Source organism: Shimia sp., from assembly GCF_041624275.1.
Lineage (GTDB): Bacteria > Pseudomonadota > Alphaproteobacteria > Rhodobacterales > Rhodobacteraceae > Shimia.
In genome coordinates, this window is record NZ_JBFJVE010000070.1 from 1 (window position 1) to 13,477 (window position 13,477).

18 protein-coding genes are annotated in these 13,477 nt (G+C 64.5%); 17 read left to right on the forward strand and 1 reads right to left on the reverse strand.

Features of this window, described 5'->3' with window-relative positions; all coding sequences use genetic code 11:
• A partial coding sequence (locus ABZD10_RS07355; RefSeq protein ID WP_372885491.1) for a hypothetical protein occupies nucleotides 1-243 on the reverse strand: 243 nt, incomplete at its 3' end.
• 110 nt (nucleotides 244-353) lie between these two features.
• Between ABZD10_RS07355 and ABZD10_RS07360 the strand changes: the two genes are divergently transcribed.
• The 17 genes from ABZD10_RS07360 to ABZD10_RS07440 all read left to right on the forward strand — a co-directional run.
• Nucleotides 354-1,430: a hydrogenase small subunit gene (locus ABZD10_RS07360; protein WP_372885492.1), complete on the forward strand. Its 1,077-nt coding sequence runs from the start codon at nucleotides 354-356 to the stop codon at nucleotides 1,428-1,430.
• Nucleotides 1,430-3,229 (forward strand): nickel-dependent hydrogenase large subunit, encoded by a 1,800-nt coding sequence (locus tag ABZD10_RS07365; protein ID WP_372885493.1) that lies wholly within the window; start codon nucleotides 1,430-1,432, stop codon nucleotides 3,227-3,229. The genes ABZD10_RS07360 and ABZD10_RS07365 overlap by 1 nt, the downstream gene beginning before the upstream one ends.
• A gap of 11 nt (nucleotides 3,230-3,240) precedes the next feature.
• On the forward strand, nucleotides 3,241-3,948 hold the full coding sequence (gene cybH, locus ABZD10_RS07370; RefSeq protein WP_372885494.1) for a Ni/Fe-hydrogenase, b-type cytochrome subunit: 708 nt from the start codon (nucleotides 3,241-3,243) through the stop codon (nucleotides 3,946-3,948).
• 280 nt (nucleotides 3,949-4,228) lie between these two features.
• The gene (locus ABZD10_RS07375; protein ID WP_372885495.1) at nucleotides 4,229-4,921 is read left to right on the forward strand and encodes a HyaD/HybD family hydrogenase maturation endopeptidase; all 693 of its coding nucleotides are present in this window, start codon (nucleotides 4,229-4,231) and stop codon (nucleotides 4,919-4,921) included.
• Nucleotides 4,921-5,217 carry a HypC/HybG/HupF family hydrogenase formation chaperone gene (locus ABZD10_RS07380; RefSeq protein ID WP_372885496.1) on the forward strand — a complete coding sequence of 99 codons (297 nt, stop codon included), beginning with the start codon at nucleotides 4,921-4,923 and terminating at the stop codon, nucleotides 5,215-5,217. The genes ABZD10_RS07375 and ABZD10_RS07380 overlap by 1 nt, the downstream gene beginning before the upstream one ends.
• Nucleotides 5,217-5,669 carry a hydrogenase accessory protein gene (locus ABZD10_RS07385; RefSeq protein ID WP_372885497.1) on the forward strand — a complete coding sequence of 151 codons (453 nt, stop codon included), beginning with the start codon at nucleotides 5,217-5,219 and terminating at the stop codon, nucleotides 5,667-5,669. The genes ABZD10_RS07380 and ABZD10_RS07385 overlap by 1 nt, the downstream gene beginning before the upstream one ends.
• 11 nt (nucleotides 5,670-5,680) lie before the next feature.
• Nucleotides 5,681-6,535, forward strand: coding sequence for a hydrogenase expression/formation C-terminal domain-containing protein (locus ABZD10_RS07390; protein WP_372885498.1), 855 nt, complete (start codon nucleotides 5,681-5,683; stop codon nucleotides 6,533-6,535).
• Complete coding sequence (locus tag ABZD10_RS07395) at nucleotides 6,532-6,765, forward strand: rubredoxin (protein ID WP_372885500.1); 234 nt, start codon at nucleotides 6,532-6,534, stop codon at nucleotides 6,763-6,765. The genes ABZD10_RS07390 and ABZD10_RS07395 overlap by 4 nt, the downstream gene beginning before the upstream one ends.
• Nucleotides 6,765-7,364 carry a [NiFe]-hydrogenase assembly chaperone HybE gene (hybE, locus tag ABZD10_RS07400; RefSeq protein ID WP_372885501.1) on the forward strand — a complete coding sequence of 200 codons (600 nt, stop codon included), beginning with the start codon at nucleotides 6,765-6,767 and terminating at the stop codon, nucleotides 7,362-7,364. The genes ABZD10_RS07395 and hybE overlap by 1 nt, the downstream gene beginning before the upstream one ends.
• On the forward strand, nucleotides 7,361-8,410 hold the full coding sequence (locus ABZD10_RS07405; protein ID WP_372885502.1) for a nickel-dependent hydrogenase large subunit: 1,050 nt from the start codon (nucleotides 7,361-7,363) through the stop codon (nucleotides 8,408-8,410). The genes hybE and ABZD10_RS07405 overlap by 4 nt, the downstream gene beginning before the upstream one ends.
• Entirely contained in the window at nucleotides 8,410-8,751 is a 342-nt protein-coding gene (gene hypA / locus ABZD10_RS07410) for a hydrogenase maturation nickel metallochaperone HypA (RefSeq protein ID WP_372885504.1), read from the forward strand. The genes ABZD10_RS07405 and hypA overlap by 1 nt, the downstream gene beginning before the upstream one ends.
• Nucleotides 8,751-9,647 (forward strand): hydrogenase nickel incorporation protein HypB, encoded by an 897-nt coding sequence (hypB, locus tag ABZD10_RS07415; protein WP_372885506.1) that lies wholly within the window; start codon nucleotides 8,751-8,753, stop codon nucleotides 9,645-9,647. The genes hypA and hypB overlap by 1 nt, the downstream gene beginning before the upstream one ends.
• A gap of 12 nt (nucleotides 9,648-9,659) precedes the next feature.
• Complete coding sequence (locus ABZD10_RS07420; protein ID WP_372885507.1) at nucleotides 9,660-9,887, forward strand: HypC/HybG/HupF family hydrogenase formation chaperone; 228 nt, start codon at nucleotides 9,660-9,662, stop codon at nucleotides 9,885-9,887.
• The gene (gene hypD / locus ABZD10_RS07425) at nucleotides 9,884-11,029 is read left to right on the forward strand and encodes a hydrogenase formation protein HypD (protein ID WP_372885509.1); all 1,146 of its coding nucleotides are present in this window, start codon (nucleotides 9,884-9,886) and stop codon (nucleotides 11,027-11,029) included. The genes ABZD10_RS07420 and hypD overlap by 4 nt, the downstream gene beginning before the upstream one ends.
• Nucleotides 11,026-12,075 carry a hydrogenase expression/formation protein HypE gene (hypE, locus tag ABZD10_RS07430; protein WP_372885510.1) on the forward strand — a complete coding sequence of 350 codons (1,050 nt, stop codon included), beginning with the start codon at nucleotides 11,026-11,028 and terminating at the stop codon, nucleotides 12,073-12,075. The genes hypD and hypE overlap by 4 nt, the downstream gene beginning before the upstream one ends.
• A 9-nt stretch (nucleotides 12,076-12,084) precedes the next feature.
• Nucleotides 12,085-12,804, forward strand: a complete 720-nt coding sequence (locus ABZD10_RS07435) for a hypothetical protein (protein WP_372885511.1) — start codon at nucleotides 12,085-12,087, stop codon at nucleotides 12,802-12,804.
• Nucleotides 12,804-13,477: formyltransferase family protein (locus ABZD10_RS07440; RefSeq protein WP_372885512.1), on the forward strand; the 674-nt coding region annotated here is incomplete at its 3' end. The genes ABZD10_RS07435 and ABZD10_RS07440, both read left to right, overlap by 1 nt.

Below are 13,477 nucleotides of genomic sequence, written 5' to 3' on the forward strand. Positions count from 1 at the left end.
GACACAGGGCGCCTTTTCCTTTGGCGGTGCGCGGGCGGGCGCGGCCGGAACCCGGAGTTCCACGGCCGGGCGATGCTGCGCCGCAGCAGGAATGTGGATGGTAACCGGGTTCCCACAGCCGCCATTTGGCGGCAAGACAGCTTCCGGTTTTTGCCCCACGATGAAAGCATTTTCCGGAAAATTTCCCGAAGAATCAATATCAACCAATTGTTTTTGCAGCACTTTACCGACAAGTGACGGCACTCTGCGTTTTTTTGTCGTCCGCGACCCCCCAATTGCTTTTCCTTTCACCCAGCTGGTGGTCGGAGCGAGGCGGCTCGCTGTGACAGGACACCCAATCAAGGGAGACGGAGATGCATGAAACCTTCTACGAAGTGATGCGGCGGCAGGGAATCACCCGCCGCAGCTTTCTGAAATACTGCAGCCTGGCGGCAGGCGCCCTGGGCCTCAGCCCCGCATTTGCACCGCAGATCGCCGAGGCGATGGAAACCAAGCCGCGGATCCCGGTGCTGTGGCTGCACGGGCTGGAATGCACCTGCTGTTCGGAAAGCTTCATCCGTTCGGCGCATCCGCTGGCCAAGGACGTGATCCTGTCGATGATCTCGCTCGACTACGACGACACCATCATGGCCGCCGCCGGCGATCAGGCCGAGGCGATCATCGAGGAGACCATCGCCAAATACGACGGCAACTTCATCCTGGCGGTGGAGGGCAACGCCCCCCTCGACGAGGACGGCATGTATTGCATCATCGCCGGCAAGCCCTTTGTCGAGCAGCTGCGTCACGTCGCCGAACACGCCAAGGCGATCGTCAGCTGGGGCTCCTGCGCATCCTGGGGCTGCGTGCAGGCGGCGCGGCCGAACCCGACCCGCGCCACCCCCACGCACAAGGTTCCCGGCATCGCCGACAAGCCGATCATCAAGGTGCCGGGCTGCCCGCCGATTTCCGAGGTGATGACCGCCGTCATCACCTACATGCTGACCTTCGAGAAGATGCCGTCGCTCGACAATCAGGGCCGGCCGAAGATGTTCTATTCGCAGCGCATCCACGACAAATGCTATCGCCGGCCGCATTTCGACGCCGGCCAGTTCGTCGAGAGCTTCGACGACGAGGGCGCGCGCCGCGGCTACTGCCTCTACAAGGTCGGCTGCAAGGGGCCGACCACCTACAACGCCTGTTCGACGGTGCGCTGGAACGGCGGGCTCAGCTTCCCGATCCAGGCCGGGCATCCGTGCATCGGCTGCTCCGAGGACGGCTTCTGGGACAAGGGCGGATTCTATGACCGCCTGACCGACATCAAGGGCTTTGGCATCGAGGCCGATGCCGACGAAATCGGCATGAAGGCCGCCGCGATCGTCGGCGGTGCCGCCGCAATCCATGCAGGTGTGAGCGTCGTGAAACGGATCGCTCAAAAGGGAGATGACGCATAATGTCTATTCAACAGACCCCCAACGGCTATTCGCTGGATACCAGCGGCAAACGCATCGTGGTGGACCCGGTGACCCGGATCGAGGGCCATATGCGCTGCGAAGTGAACGTCGATGAGAACAACTTCATCCGCAACGCGGTCTCGACCGGCACCATGTGGCGCGGCCTCGAGGTGATCCTCAAGGGCCGCGACCCGCGCGACGCCTGGGCCTTCGTGCAGCGGATCTGCGGCGTCTGCACCGGCACCCACGCGCTGACCTCGGTGCGCGCGGTCGAGGATGCCCTGAACATCGACATCCCCGAGAACGCCAACTCGATCCGCAACATCATGCAGCTCAGCCTGCAGGTGCATGACCACCTGGTGCATTTCTATCATCTGCACGCGCTCGACTGGGTGAACCCGGTCAACGCGCTGAAGGCCGACCCCAAGGCGACCTCGGAGCTGCAGCAGAAGGTGTCGCCGCATCATCCGAAGTCTTCGCCCGGTTATTTCCGCGACGTGCAGACCCGGATCCGCAAATTCGTCGAAAGCGGCCAGCTGGGCCCGTTCAAGAACGGCTATTGGAGCAACCCGGCCTATCTGCTGCCGCCCGAGGCCGACCTGATGGCGGTGACGCATTATCTCGAGGCGCTGGACTTCCAGAAGGAGATCATGACCGTCCGCACCATCTTCGGCGGCAAGGACACGCATCCCAACTGGCTGGTCGGCGGGGTGCCCTGCGCGATCAACATGGATGGCGACATGGCCGCCGGGGCGCCGATCAACATGGAGCGGCTGAACTATGTCAGATCCGTTACCGAACGCGCCATCGCCTTCATCAAGAACGTCTATATTCCGGACGTTCTCGCGGTGGGCTCTTTCTACAAGGGCTGGCTCTATGGCGGCGGCCTGTCGAGCCGGAATGTCCTCTCCTACGGCGACATCCCCGACCGTGCCAATGATTACTCTGCCGGCAACCTGATGATGCCACGTGGCGCGATCATCAACGGCAAGCTGGACGAGGTCCACGAAGTCGACCTGCGCGATCCCCAGCAGGTGCAGGAATTCGTGCCGCACAGCTGGTACAAGTATGACGACGAAAAGGTCGGGCTGCACCCGTGGGATGGCGTCACCGAAGCCAAATACGAACATGGCCCGGGGCTGATCGGCACCAAGACCAATATCAAGCAGCTCGACGAAAGCGGCAAGTATTCCTGGATCAAGGCGCCGCGCTGGCGCGGTCACGCGATGGAGGTGGGCCCCCTGGCGCGCTATGTCATCGGCTATGCCCAGGGGCACGAATATTTCACCAACCAGATCAAATCGGTCCTGCGCACCCTGGACGTGCCGGTGGAGGCGCTGTTCTCGACGCTCGGTCGCACCGCGGCCCGTGCTCTCGAGGCGGAATGGGCGGCAGAGCAGCAGCTCTACTTCCTCGACAAGCTGATCGCCAATATCAAGGCCGGCGACAGCGCCACCGCCAATTCGTCCCAGTTCGACCCGGCGACATGGCCCAAGGAGGTCAAGGGCGTCGGCTTCACCGAGGCGCCGCGCGGCGCGCTGGGGCACTGGATCAAGATCAAGGACACCAAGATCGACAACTACCAGTGCGTGGTGCCGACCACCTGGAACGGCTCGCCGCGTGACAACGACGGCAATATCGGCGCCTTCGAGGCCTCTTTGATGAACACCTATATGGAGGTTCCCGAAGAGCCGGTCGAGATCCTGCGCACATTGCACAGTTTCGACCCCTGTCTTGCCTGCTCGACCCACGTCATGTCGGAAGACGGGGAAGAACTGGCCGAAGTCAAGGTTCGCTAAGGGAGGCAGTCATGAGCACAGCACAAAGACATAGCGAGGAGGCGGTCTATATCTACGAAGCGCCGGTGCGGATCTGGCACTGGGTCAACGCCTTCTCGATCACCGCCCTGGCCATCACCGGCTATCTGATCGGCTCGCCTTTGCCGTCGGTCGGCGGCGAAGCCTATGACCACTACATCATGGGCTATATCCGCTGGATCCATTTCGTGGCCGCCTATCTGGTCATCGTCGGCTTCGTGTTCCGGATCTACTGGGCGATTGTCGGCAACAGCCATGCCCGGCAGATCTTCCTGCCGCAGGTCTGGAACCCGAAATGGTGGGGCGAGGTCTGGCACGAGATCAAATGGTATATGATGCTGATCCGGGAGCCCAAGAAATATGCCGGGCACAACCCGCTGGCCACGCTGACCATGCATGTGGCCTTTGTCTGGGCCATCGTCTTCATGATCTTCACCGGCCTGGCGCTTTATGGTGAAGGCACCGGCCCCGGCACATGGCAGCACAGCTGGTTCACGACCTGGATCATCCCGCTCTTCGGGCAAAGCCAGGATGTGCACAGCTGGCACCACCTGGGCATGTGGGTCATCATCTGCTTTGTCATCACCCACATCTATGTGGCGGTGCGCGAAGACATCATGTCGAGGCAGTCGATCATCAGCTCGATGATTTCCGGCTGGCGGATGTTCAAGGATGACCGCCCGGCTGACGATCAGCACTGATCGCGAAAACACTCCCCCCTGAAGGCGCCGCGCGCATGCGTGGCGCCATTTTTTTGGAAGGTTTCTTTCCACTTTTGATCATTCCCCGATTATTTTCTTGATTTCTTGCCGCGAATCGGCTCTTCCTTAATCGGAAGGTTGGTATCCGATTTTCTGCCATATCTGGAATATTTCATTCCCCATACGGCAACGAATGGCGCCCGGCCCCGCTGCGATGTGCGGCGATGGCACGGGCTGACGCCGGACACCGACGGACAGGAAACACGCAAGGGAGGGTGTGGTGTCGGCTTCGCAAAGAGCTTTGATCCTCGGGATCGGCAATCTGTTATGGGCGGACGAAGGGTTCGGCGTCCGCGCGGTGGAGGAATTCCACCGGCAATATGAGACCCCGGACAACGTCACCCTGATGGATGGCGGCACCCAGGGCATCTATCTGGTTCAGCATGTGCGCGACGCCGATATCCTGATCGTGTTCGATGCGGTGGACTACGGCCTGCCCCCCGGCACGATGAAGCTCGTCGAGGGCGACGAAGTCCCGAAATTCCTTGGCGCCAAGAAGATCAGCCTGCACCAGACCGGCTTTCAGGAAGTGCTGGCCATGGCGGAAATGATGGGCGAACCGCCCGCCCACCTGCTGCTGATCGGCGTTCAGCCGGTGGAACTGGAGGATTTCGGCGGCAGCCTGCGCCCGGAAACCTGGGCCCGGGTGGCGCCGGCGATCGAGGCGGCGCTGGACTATCTCGCCAGGTTCGGCATCACCGCCACCCGCCGCACCACGCCGCTTGCGCAGGACAGCACCATCGCCTGCCCGATCATGAACACGGAAAAATACGAAGGTGAACGCCCGTCGGAAGAGGTCGCGTGCCGGAGCGGAGACGAACGGCTGATCCGCGATGAGAACTGGAAGGCTCCCAGCGATTTCGACGGCGAAATGGAAGCCCTGCTTGCGCAATACCATGCGGGGTCGGGCTGATGTGCCTCGGCCTCCCGATGCAGGTCGTCGAAAGCGGCGCCGGGTTCGCGCTGTGCGACTACAGGGGGCGCAGCCGCCGGATCGACACCATGCTGGTCGGCGACCAGCCACCGGGCACATGGCTGATGGTGTTCATCGATGCCGCGCGCGAGGTGATCTCGGCCGAAGACGCGGCAAAGACCCAAGACGCCCTGCAGGCCCTGGAAGAGGTCATGGCCGGCAACCCCGCCAGTATCGACCACCTGTTCGCGGACATCATCGAAACCTCTGCCGCCAACCGAAAGGAACCGAGCTGATGTATTCCCCGCTCATCGACAGCATTCTCGAACGCGAGAGCATTCCCGTGGTCGACGCCGAGACGCTCGAGGCCTTTGCCGCCGAGAACGGCCACGTGGTGCTGTTCGTCAGCGGCGACTGGCACCGCCATGTCGAGGTCAACGACGTCGCCGTCATCCTGCCCGAGATCGTCAAGGCCTCGAATGGGCTGCTGACGCCGGCCATACTGGATCGCGGCAGCGAACGCGCAATCCAGACCCGTTATCGGTTCAACCGCTTTCCCTGTCTGATCTTCCTGCGCGACGGCGGCTATCTGGGCGTCATCCAGAAGGTGCTCGACTGGACCGATTACGTCGCCGAGATCAACGAGATCCTCGCCCGCGAACCTTCACCGCCGCCGACATTCGAATTCCCCGAAGGCTGCGCCCCCGCCGGCTCTGCCTCGACGCAAAACCGCGCTCACTCGCACTGAAAGGTCAGCTCATGTCCACCGAATTCATCATCCCCGGAGCCGCCGGACCCGGCAGCCAGCCCCAGGACGAAGATGGCCAGACGCTCGATTATATGGAGATGCCGCGCGAGATGGTCACCTTCGACCTGCCCATCGCGCCGGAACCGGAAGACACGGTCGGCATGGAGGCAGGCAAGGCCAAGCTGAACGAACTGGCAAGGATACTGGCCAGCTACCAAATCGGCGCCCCCGCGCCGGTTCTGGAGCTGACCGGGATGGAGCCGAAGGACGTCGGGCTGATCAACCAGATCCTCGGCGAGGGCGAGGTGTCGATGGTCGGCGGTGGCCGGCTGCAGGTCCAGGAAGCGGTCTTTGCCGGGGTCTGGCGGGTGCTGCATTTCGACGATCAGGGCGGCCTTCAGCGGGACACCATCGAAGTCGGCGCCTGGCCGGACACGGTGCGTGACCAGGTGTTTGTCGGGGCCTCGGAAACCTGTGCCCAGGCCGAAGAGCCGCTCCCGGCCTCGGTTTTCAATGCCCCTGCGCTGCTGTCAGAGATCGCCGACAAGGTCGCGACCCGCAACCCCGGGGACATCGCCCATTCGATCAACCTCAGCCTGCTGCCACACACCGAGGAGGACCTGCAATACCTGGCCGAGAAGCTGGGCGTGGGCGGCACCATCGTGCTGTCGCGCGGCTACGGCAACTGCCGGGTCAGCTCGACCCGCACCAATGGCGTCTGGTGGGTGCAGTATTACAACGCGCAGGATGCGATCATTCTCAACTCCATCGAAATCGTCGATGTGCCGGCGGTGGTCTGCGCCGCACAGGAGGACATCGACGACAGCGCCGAACGCCTGGCCGAGGTCATGGAGATCTACGAATGACAACCGGCGCCGATCTCGGGTTCTCCGGCGGCTCGTTCGGCGGGGATGTCTCCAAGCTCTCGGACCGCTCGGTTCTCGAGTGCAAGATCTGCTGGTGGCAATACGATCCGAAAACGGGCGACACGTATTGGCAGATCCCGCCGGGAACGCCGTTTTCCAAGCTGCCCGAGCATTGGTCGTGCCCCAATTGCGACGGGCGCCGCGAGGATTTCATGGTGGTGGACGGCTGATGCAGGATCACGGCGCATATCTCCGCGAACGGCTGGAAGATCTCTATCGCGAGATCCAGAGCAGCCGCATGGAGGGTGTGCCGATCCTGAACCCGGCGCTGACGGTCGCCGCTTTCGGGTTCGAGCCCTTCGAAGACTATCACCTGGGGGTTCTCCTGACCCCGTGGTTCATGAACTTGATGCTGGTGCCGCAGCAGCAGGAACATTTCGCCGAAACCGCGCCCAAGGTCGGGGACAAGTTGCAGATCGCCCTGCCGGCCGGTCGGGTCGAGTTCATCACCGGCTACGAGGCGGGATTCGGACACAGCCTGTCATGCTCCCTGTTTTCACCTGTATTCGAGTTCGAGGATCAGGATGCGGCCGCTGAAACCGCGCTGGCGGCGCTTGCCGAGGTGCTGAGCAGCGGCGCCGAAGCAGAAGACGAGGATGCCGACATGCGCGGCATCTGGGAAGGGCGCGCGCCGCGGCCGGATCCGGACCCCGAGACCGAACCCGAGCCCGGGCCCGAGAAGGATCCGCCCACGGCGCCGGCGGCGGTCAGCCGGCGCGACTTCCTGCGCGGTGGTGGCGCCGGACTGAAAGCGGAGGAAGGCGCATGATCGCCGAAGGCAGGATCACCATCGACCTTTGCCGCGACGGCGCAATCGGGTTGCATTCGAACCGACCGGCCCACATCGGGCGGCTGTTCGTCGGGCGCGCCCCGCAAGAGGTTCTCGAGATCTTGCCGGCGATCTTCGCCCTTTGCGCCCGCGCCCATGTTGCGGCGGCCCGGCAGGCGATGGCCCCGGCGAACGGGGTTCTTGCACGGGCCGATGCCCTGGCGGTCCTGGCCGAGAACGCGCGTGAACACCTGCTGCGCATTCTCACCTGCTGGCAGGCCGGCACTCAGGCCTCCGGGTTCCAAGCCGCTGACTTCATGACCCTGGTGCGCAGGATGCAGGACGCTGCCGAAAACCCCGCCGCCGAACGGCGCGTGGCCACGGCGCTCGAGCACCTGGTCGCCGATCGCGTTTTGGGAACTGCGGTCGGGGATTTCCTGGCAATCTCGTCGGTCGAGACACTGCACGGCTGGCTGCGGCAGGCACCGACGCCTGCGCCGCGTCACCTGGCGTCTCTGCTTGACCTCGGCTGGGCGTCGCTGGGCGCCACCGATACGCAGCCCCTGCCCGACCTGCCGGCTGCCGAACTCACCGCGCGACTGGCCGACCCCGGCTTCGCCGGACGGCCGGACTGGCTTGGTGTGCCATGCGAAACCGGCCCGCTGGTGCGGCAGATCGCTCACCCCTTGGTGGCGCGCGTGGTCGCCGAATTCGGCGCCGGGTTGCTGGCGCGGCACGTGGCGCGGCTGGTGGACCTGGCGCAGATCCCCGACCAGATCCGCAACCCGCGCCCTCTGCCCGGCGACGCCGACGGGCTGGGTGTGGTCGAGACCGCGCGCGGGCGCCTGATCCATGCCGCCCGCCTCTCCGGTGGCCTTGTCACCGATTACCATGTTCTCGCCCCGACCGATTGGAACTTTCATCCCCGGGGTGCCGCGGTACAATCCCTGCGCGCGGTGCCGGAGACACCCGACCGGGCACAACGCGCCCGCGCCGTCATCGAAGCCATCGACCCCTGCGTCGATTTCGAAGTGAGGGCCGCGTGATGCATGAAATGTCGATCTGCGAAAGCATCGTTCAGATCATCGAGCAACAGGCGGCGGCGCAGTCGTTCAGCCGGGTCAGCCGGGTGTGGCTGGAAATCGGACCGCTGGCCGGGGTCGAACTCGAAGCGCTGCGCTTCAGCTTCGACGTGGTGACGCGCGGCGGGGTCGCCGCGGGCGCCGCGCTGGAGGTGATCGAACTGCCGGTGACCGGCTGGTGCATGCCCTGCGCGAAGTCGGTCGCGGTGACGCAACGCTATGACCCCTGCCCGGACTGCGGCAGCTACCAGATACAAATCACCGGCGGCGAAGAGCTGCGGATCAAGGAAATGGAGGTGGACTGATGTGCACTATATGCGGCTGTTCCCTGGGGAACCTTAAGATCGAAGGCGGGCACGGGCATGCCCATAACCACGACCACGACCACGGCCACGACCATGGTCACGATCACGACCACGATCACGGTCATGCTCACGATCATCATCACCACGCGCCCGACGGCACCCACCATTACGGCCGGGGCCCGGCCCATGCCCATGCACCGGGCCTGTCGCAGGCTCGGATGGTGCAGATCGAAACCGACATCATGGCCAAGAACAGCGAATACGCGCAGGCCAACCGCCAAAGCTTTAATAGGCGCGGCATTCTGGCGCTGAACCTGGTCTCCAGCCCCGGTTCCGGCAAAACCACATTGCTGACCGCGACCATCGAGGCCCTGAAGGAAGAACTGGAGCTGGGCGTGATCGAGGGCGACCAGCAGACCGCCAACGACGCCGAGCGCATCCGCAAGACCGGGGCCCCGGCGATTCAGGTCAATACCGGCAAGGGCTGCCATCTTGACGGACACATGGTCGGTCACGCCTTCGACCACCTGGAGATGGCAGAGGACGGCGTGCTGTTCATCGAGAACGTCGGCAATCTGGTCTGCCCGGCCGGCTTCGATCTGGGGGAAGCCCACAAGGTGGTGATCCTTTCGGTGACCGAGGGCGAGGACAAGCCGATCAAGTACCCCGACATGTTTCACGCCTCGGATGTGATGCTGCTGACCAAGACCGATCTGCTGCCGCATCTCGATTTCGACGTCGACAAATGCCTCGACTACGCCCGCCGGGTGAACCCCCGGATCAAGACCCTGATGGTTTCGGCCAAATCCGGCGAGGGCATGGCCGACTGGCTGAACTGGATCCGCGCCAGCCGCGACATGTTCCGCATCGGCCGTCCGGCCAAGGCTGCAGAATAGGAGGTACGGGAAATGTGTCTTGCAATACCGGCCGAGGTGGTGGCGATCACCGAAGACAGACAGACCGCAACCGTATCGCTTGAAGGGGTGCGCAAGGACGTGTCCCTCGCCCTGCTCAGCGAGGTGACCGAAGGAGATTTCGTGCTCGTGCACGTGGGCTATGCACTCAACCGCATCAGCCCCGAAGAGGCCCGACGCACCCTGGCCCTGATGGCCGAACTGGAGGCAGCATCATCATGAAATACGTTGACGAATTCCGCCAGAAGGACCTGGCCAGGAAGCTGGCGGCCGACATCCGCCGCGAGGCCGACACCGGGCGCCAGTACAATTTCATGGAGTTCTGCGGCGGCCACACGCATGCGATCTTCCGCTATGGTGTTCAGGACCTGATGCCGCGAAACCTGCGTTTCGTGCATGGTCCCGGGTGCCCGGTCTGCGTGCTGCCGATCCCGCGCATCGACATGGCGATCGAACTGGCCGAGCGCCACGGTGCCATCCTCTGCACCTACGGCGACCTGATGCGGGTCCCGGCCAGCAAGAAGAACTCGCTGATCAAGGCCAAGGCCGCGGGCGCGGATATCCGCATGATCTATTCCACCCAGGACGCGCTGAGGATCGCGCGCGAAAACCCCGAGCGCGAGGTGGTGTTCTTTGCCATCGGCTTTGAGACCACCACGCCGCCGACGGCGGTGGCGATCAAGCAGGCCGCCGCCGAGGGGCTGGCGAATTTCAGCGTCTTCTGCAACCACGTTCTGACCCCGGCGGCGATCCAGCACATCCTGCAATCGCCCGAGGTGCGCGACCTGGGACAGGTCTCGATCGACGGTTTTCTCGGCCCGAGCCACGTGAGCTCGATCATCGGCAGCGAGCCCTATGAATTCTTTGCCGAGGAATTCCAGAAACCGGTGGTGATTGCCGGGTTCGAACCCCTCGACGTGATGCAATCCACCCTGATGCTGATCCGGCAGGTCAACGAGGGCCGCTTCGAAGTCGAGAACGAATATACCCGCGTCGTCACCCCCGAAGGCAACGAGGTCGCCAAGGATCTTATGGCCGAGGTGTTCGAGCTGCGCCGCGCCTTCGAATGGCGAGGGCTGGGCGACGTGCCCTATAGCGCGCTGAAAATCACCGACGCCTATGCGCAATGGGACGCCGAAAAACGCTTTGTCGTCACCAAGAGCACCGGCACCGACGTCAAGGGCTGCGAATGTCCGGCGATCCTGCGCGGGGTCAAGAAGCCCACCGACTGCAAGCTTTTCGGCACCGTCTGCACGCCCGACAACCCGCAGGGGTCGTGCATGGTGTCCTCGGAAGGGTCCTGTGCCGCCTACTGGAGCTATGGCCGCTTCCGCATCGACCGGGTCAAGGAGACCGCAGCATGAGCAAGATGGAAAAACGCTTTCCCACGCGGATCAGCTTCCGACGCGGTCAGGTCGACATGACGCATGGCTCGGGCGGCCGCGCCATGGCGCAGCTGATCGAGGAACTGTTCGTCAGGCATTTCGACAACGACCTGCTGCGGCAGGGCAACGATCAGGCGCTGTTCACACCGCCCCCCGGGCGCCTGGTGATGAGCACCGACGGGCATGTGGTCTCTCCGCTGTTCTTTCCCGGCGGCGACATCGGCAGCCTGTCGGTGCACGGCACCATCAACGATGTGGCGATGTCCGGCGCCCGACCGCTGTATCTTTCGGCCGGCTTCATCCTCGAAGAGGGCTTTCCGCTCGCCGATCTCGAACGCATCGTGTCCTCGATGGCCGCGGCCGCGCGCGCGGCCGGGGTGCCGGTCGTGACCGGCGACACCAAGGTTGTCGAGCGCGGCAAGGGCGACGGGGTGTTCATCACCACCACCGGCGTCGGCGTGGTGGCGGACGGGCTGGAGATCTCGGGCACCAACGCACGGCCCGGCGACGCCATCCTGGTCAGCGGCACGATCGGCGATCACGGGGTCGCCATCATGTCGAGCCGCGAGAACCTCGAGTTCGAGACCGCGATCCGCTCTGACAGCGCGGCGCTGCACGGCCTGGTGGCGGACATGGTCGCGGCGGTGCCCGAAATCCGCAGCCTGCGCGACCCGACGCGCGGCGGCCTGGCGGCAACGCTGAACGAGATCGCCCACCAGTCGCAGGTCGGGATGCGGCTCAGCGAGGATGACATTCCGCTGAGGGCCGAGGTCGACGCTGCCTGCGAACTGCTCGGGCTCGACCCGCTCTATGTCGCCAACGAAGGCAAGCTGGTGGCGATCTGCCCCGCCGACAAGGCCGGGCCGCTGCTGGCCGCGATGCGGGCCAACCCGCTGGGACGGGAGGCCGCCATCATCGGAGAGGTGGTCGAGGATGACATGGGCTTCGTCACCATGGAAACCGGCTTCGGCGGAACCCGGATCGTCGACTGGCTGGCCGGCGAACAGCTGCCACGGATCTGCTAGGAGGCCGATATGCTCAGTTTCTTGGCCCTTGGACTGGTGGTCGGCATGGCCCACGCGCTGGAAGCCGACCATCTGGCGGCGGTGGGAACGCTGGCGACAAAGAACGCCAACACGCGGCGGCGGCTGGCCTGGCTGGGCGCGTCCTGGGGGCTGGGGCACACGACGACGCTGTTCCTGCTCAGCCTGCCGGTGCTGCTCTTGGGCTTTGTTCTGACGGCGCGGATCGAGGCCGGGCTGGAAGTCGGCGTCGGCCTGATGCTGGTTGCCCTGGGCGTCGGCGTCCTTGTCAGGATGCGCCGCGACAAGGTGCATTTCCACCTGCACGACCATCGGGATGGCGCGCGCCATTTCCATGTGCACAGTCACGGGTCGGCGCAGACCCCGCATCACACCGATCGCCACGACCATGAACACCGGCGGCTGTTCTCGGGCCGCTCCTATGTGGTCGGGCTGATCCACGGCGCGGCGGGCTCGGCCGGGCTCGTGGCCCTGGCCGCGGCCGCGACCCAGGATCTCGGCGTGACCTTCCTTTATATCCTGCTGTTCGGGCTGGGTTCGACCCTCGGAATGGCCCTGCTGACCTGCGCCGCAAGCTGGCCCCTGCAGCGGGCCGAGGTCGCGGCGGGACGGTTCTTCCTGTTCGCCCAGGGCGCGATGGCCTGTTTCGCCGTGGCCGTCGGCCTGGGTGTGGTGGCCTCTGCCGGCCCCATCATGCTGGGGGTGGGATGATGCGCATCCTCTTGCTGGTCCACGGCTTCAATTCCCTGTCCCAACGCCTGTTTGTCGAACTGCAATCGGACGGGCACGAAGTTTCGGTCGAGTTCGACATCAACGACGCGACCCTGGCCGGGGCCGCCAGCCTGTTCAGGCCGGACGTCATCCTGGCGCCGTTCCTGAAACGGGCAATCCCCGAAACGATCTGGCGCAACCATCTCTGCCTGATCGTGCACCCCGGGATCATCGGCGATCGGGGGCCCTCGGCCCTGGACTGGGCCATCCTGCGCAACCAACCGCGCTGGGGGGTGACCGTGCTTCAGGCCGAGGCCGAGATGGATGCCGGTCCGATCTGGGCCACTGCCGAATTCGACATGCGCGCCGGATCCAAATCGAGCCTCTATCGCGCCGAGGTGACCAGCGCCGCGCTGGCGGCGGTGCGCCGCGCTCTGACCAATCTGAAGACACCCGATTTCAAGCCCCGGCCGCTCGATTACGACAGCCCGGCGACAAGGGGGCGCCTGCAACCGGCCATGCGGCAGGCCGACCGCCGGATCGACTGGCAGCACGACGACACCGAGACCGTGCTGCGCAAGATCCGCAGCGCCGATGGTGTGCCGGGGGTGCGCGACGAGATCGGCGGCGTCCCGGTGTTCCTGCACGACATACGCCCTGCGCCGGGACATGC

Excerpts from the sequence above, each read along its gene's own strand:
- ABZD10_RS07435 (WP_372885511.1), top strand. The coding sequence starts at position 12,085 with ATGCTCAGTTTCTTGGCCCTTGGACTGGTGGTCGGCATGGCCCACGCG.
- ABZD10_RS07380 (WP_372885496.1), top strand. The coding sequence starts at position 4,921 with ATGTGCCTCGGCCTCCCGATGCAGGTCGTCGAAAGCGGCGCCGGGTTC.
- ABZD10_RS07360 (WP_372885492.1), top strand. The coding sequence starts at position 354 with ATGCATGAAACCTTCTACGAAGTGATGCGGCGGCAGGGAATCACCCGC.
- hypA (WP_372885504.1), top strand. The coding sequence starts at position 8,410 with ATGCATGAAATGTCGATCTGCGAAAGCATCGTTCAGATCATCGAGCAA.
- hypE (WP_372885510.1), top strand. The coding sequence starts at position 11,026 with ATGAGCAAGATGGAAAAACGCTTTCCCACGCGGATCAGCTTCCGACGC.
- hypB (WP_372885506.1), top strand. The coding sequence starts at position 8,751 with ATGTGCACTATATGCGGCTGTTCCCTGGGGAACCTTAAGATCGAAGGC.
- ABZD10_RS07420 (WP_372885507.1), top strand. The coding sequence starts at position 9,660 with ATGTGTCTTGCAATACCGGCCGAGGTGGTGGCGATCACCGAAGACAGA.
- hybE (WP_372885501.1), top strand. The coding sequence starts at position 6,765 with ATGCAGGATCACGGCGCATATCTCCGCGAACGGCTGGAAGATCTCTAT.
- cybH (WP_372885494.1), top strand. The coding sequence starts at position 3,241 with ATGAGCACAGCACAAAGACATAGCGAGGAGGCGGTCTATATCTACGAA.
- ABZD10_RS07390 (WP_372885498.1), top strand. The coding sequence starts at position 5,681 with ATGTCCACCGAATTCATCATCCCCGGAGCCGCCGGACCCGGCAGCCAG.
- ABZD10_RS07365 (WP_372885493.1), top strand. The coding sequence starts at position 1,430 with ATGTCTATTCAACAGACCCCCAACGGCTATTCGCTGGATACCAGCGGC.
- ABZD10_RS07405 (WP_372885502.1), top strand. The coding sequence starts at position 7,361 with ATGATCGCCGAAGGCAGGATCACCATCGACCTTTGCCGCGACGGCGCA.
- ABZD10_RS07395 (WP_372885500.1), top strand. The coding sequence starts at position 6,532 with ATGACAACCGGCGCCGATCTCGGGTTCTCCGGCGGCTCGTTCGGCGGG.
- ABZD10_RS07385 (WP_372885497.1), top strand. The coding sequence starts at position 5,217 with ATGTATTCCCCGCTCATCGACAGCATTCTCGAACGCGAGAGCATTCCC.
- hypD (WP_372885509.1), top strand. The coding sequence starts at position 9,884 with ATGAAATACGTTGACGAATTCCGCCAGAAGGACCTGGCCAGGAAGCTG.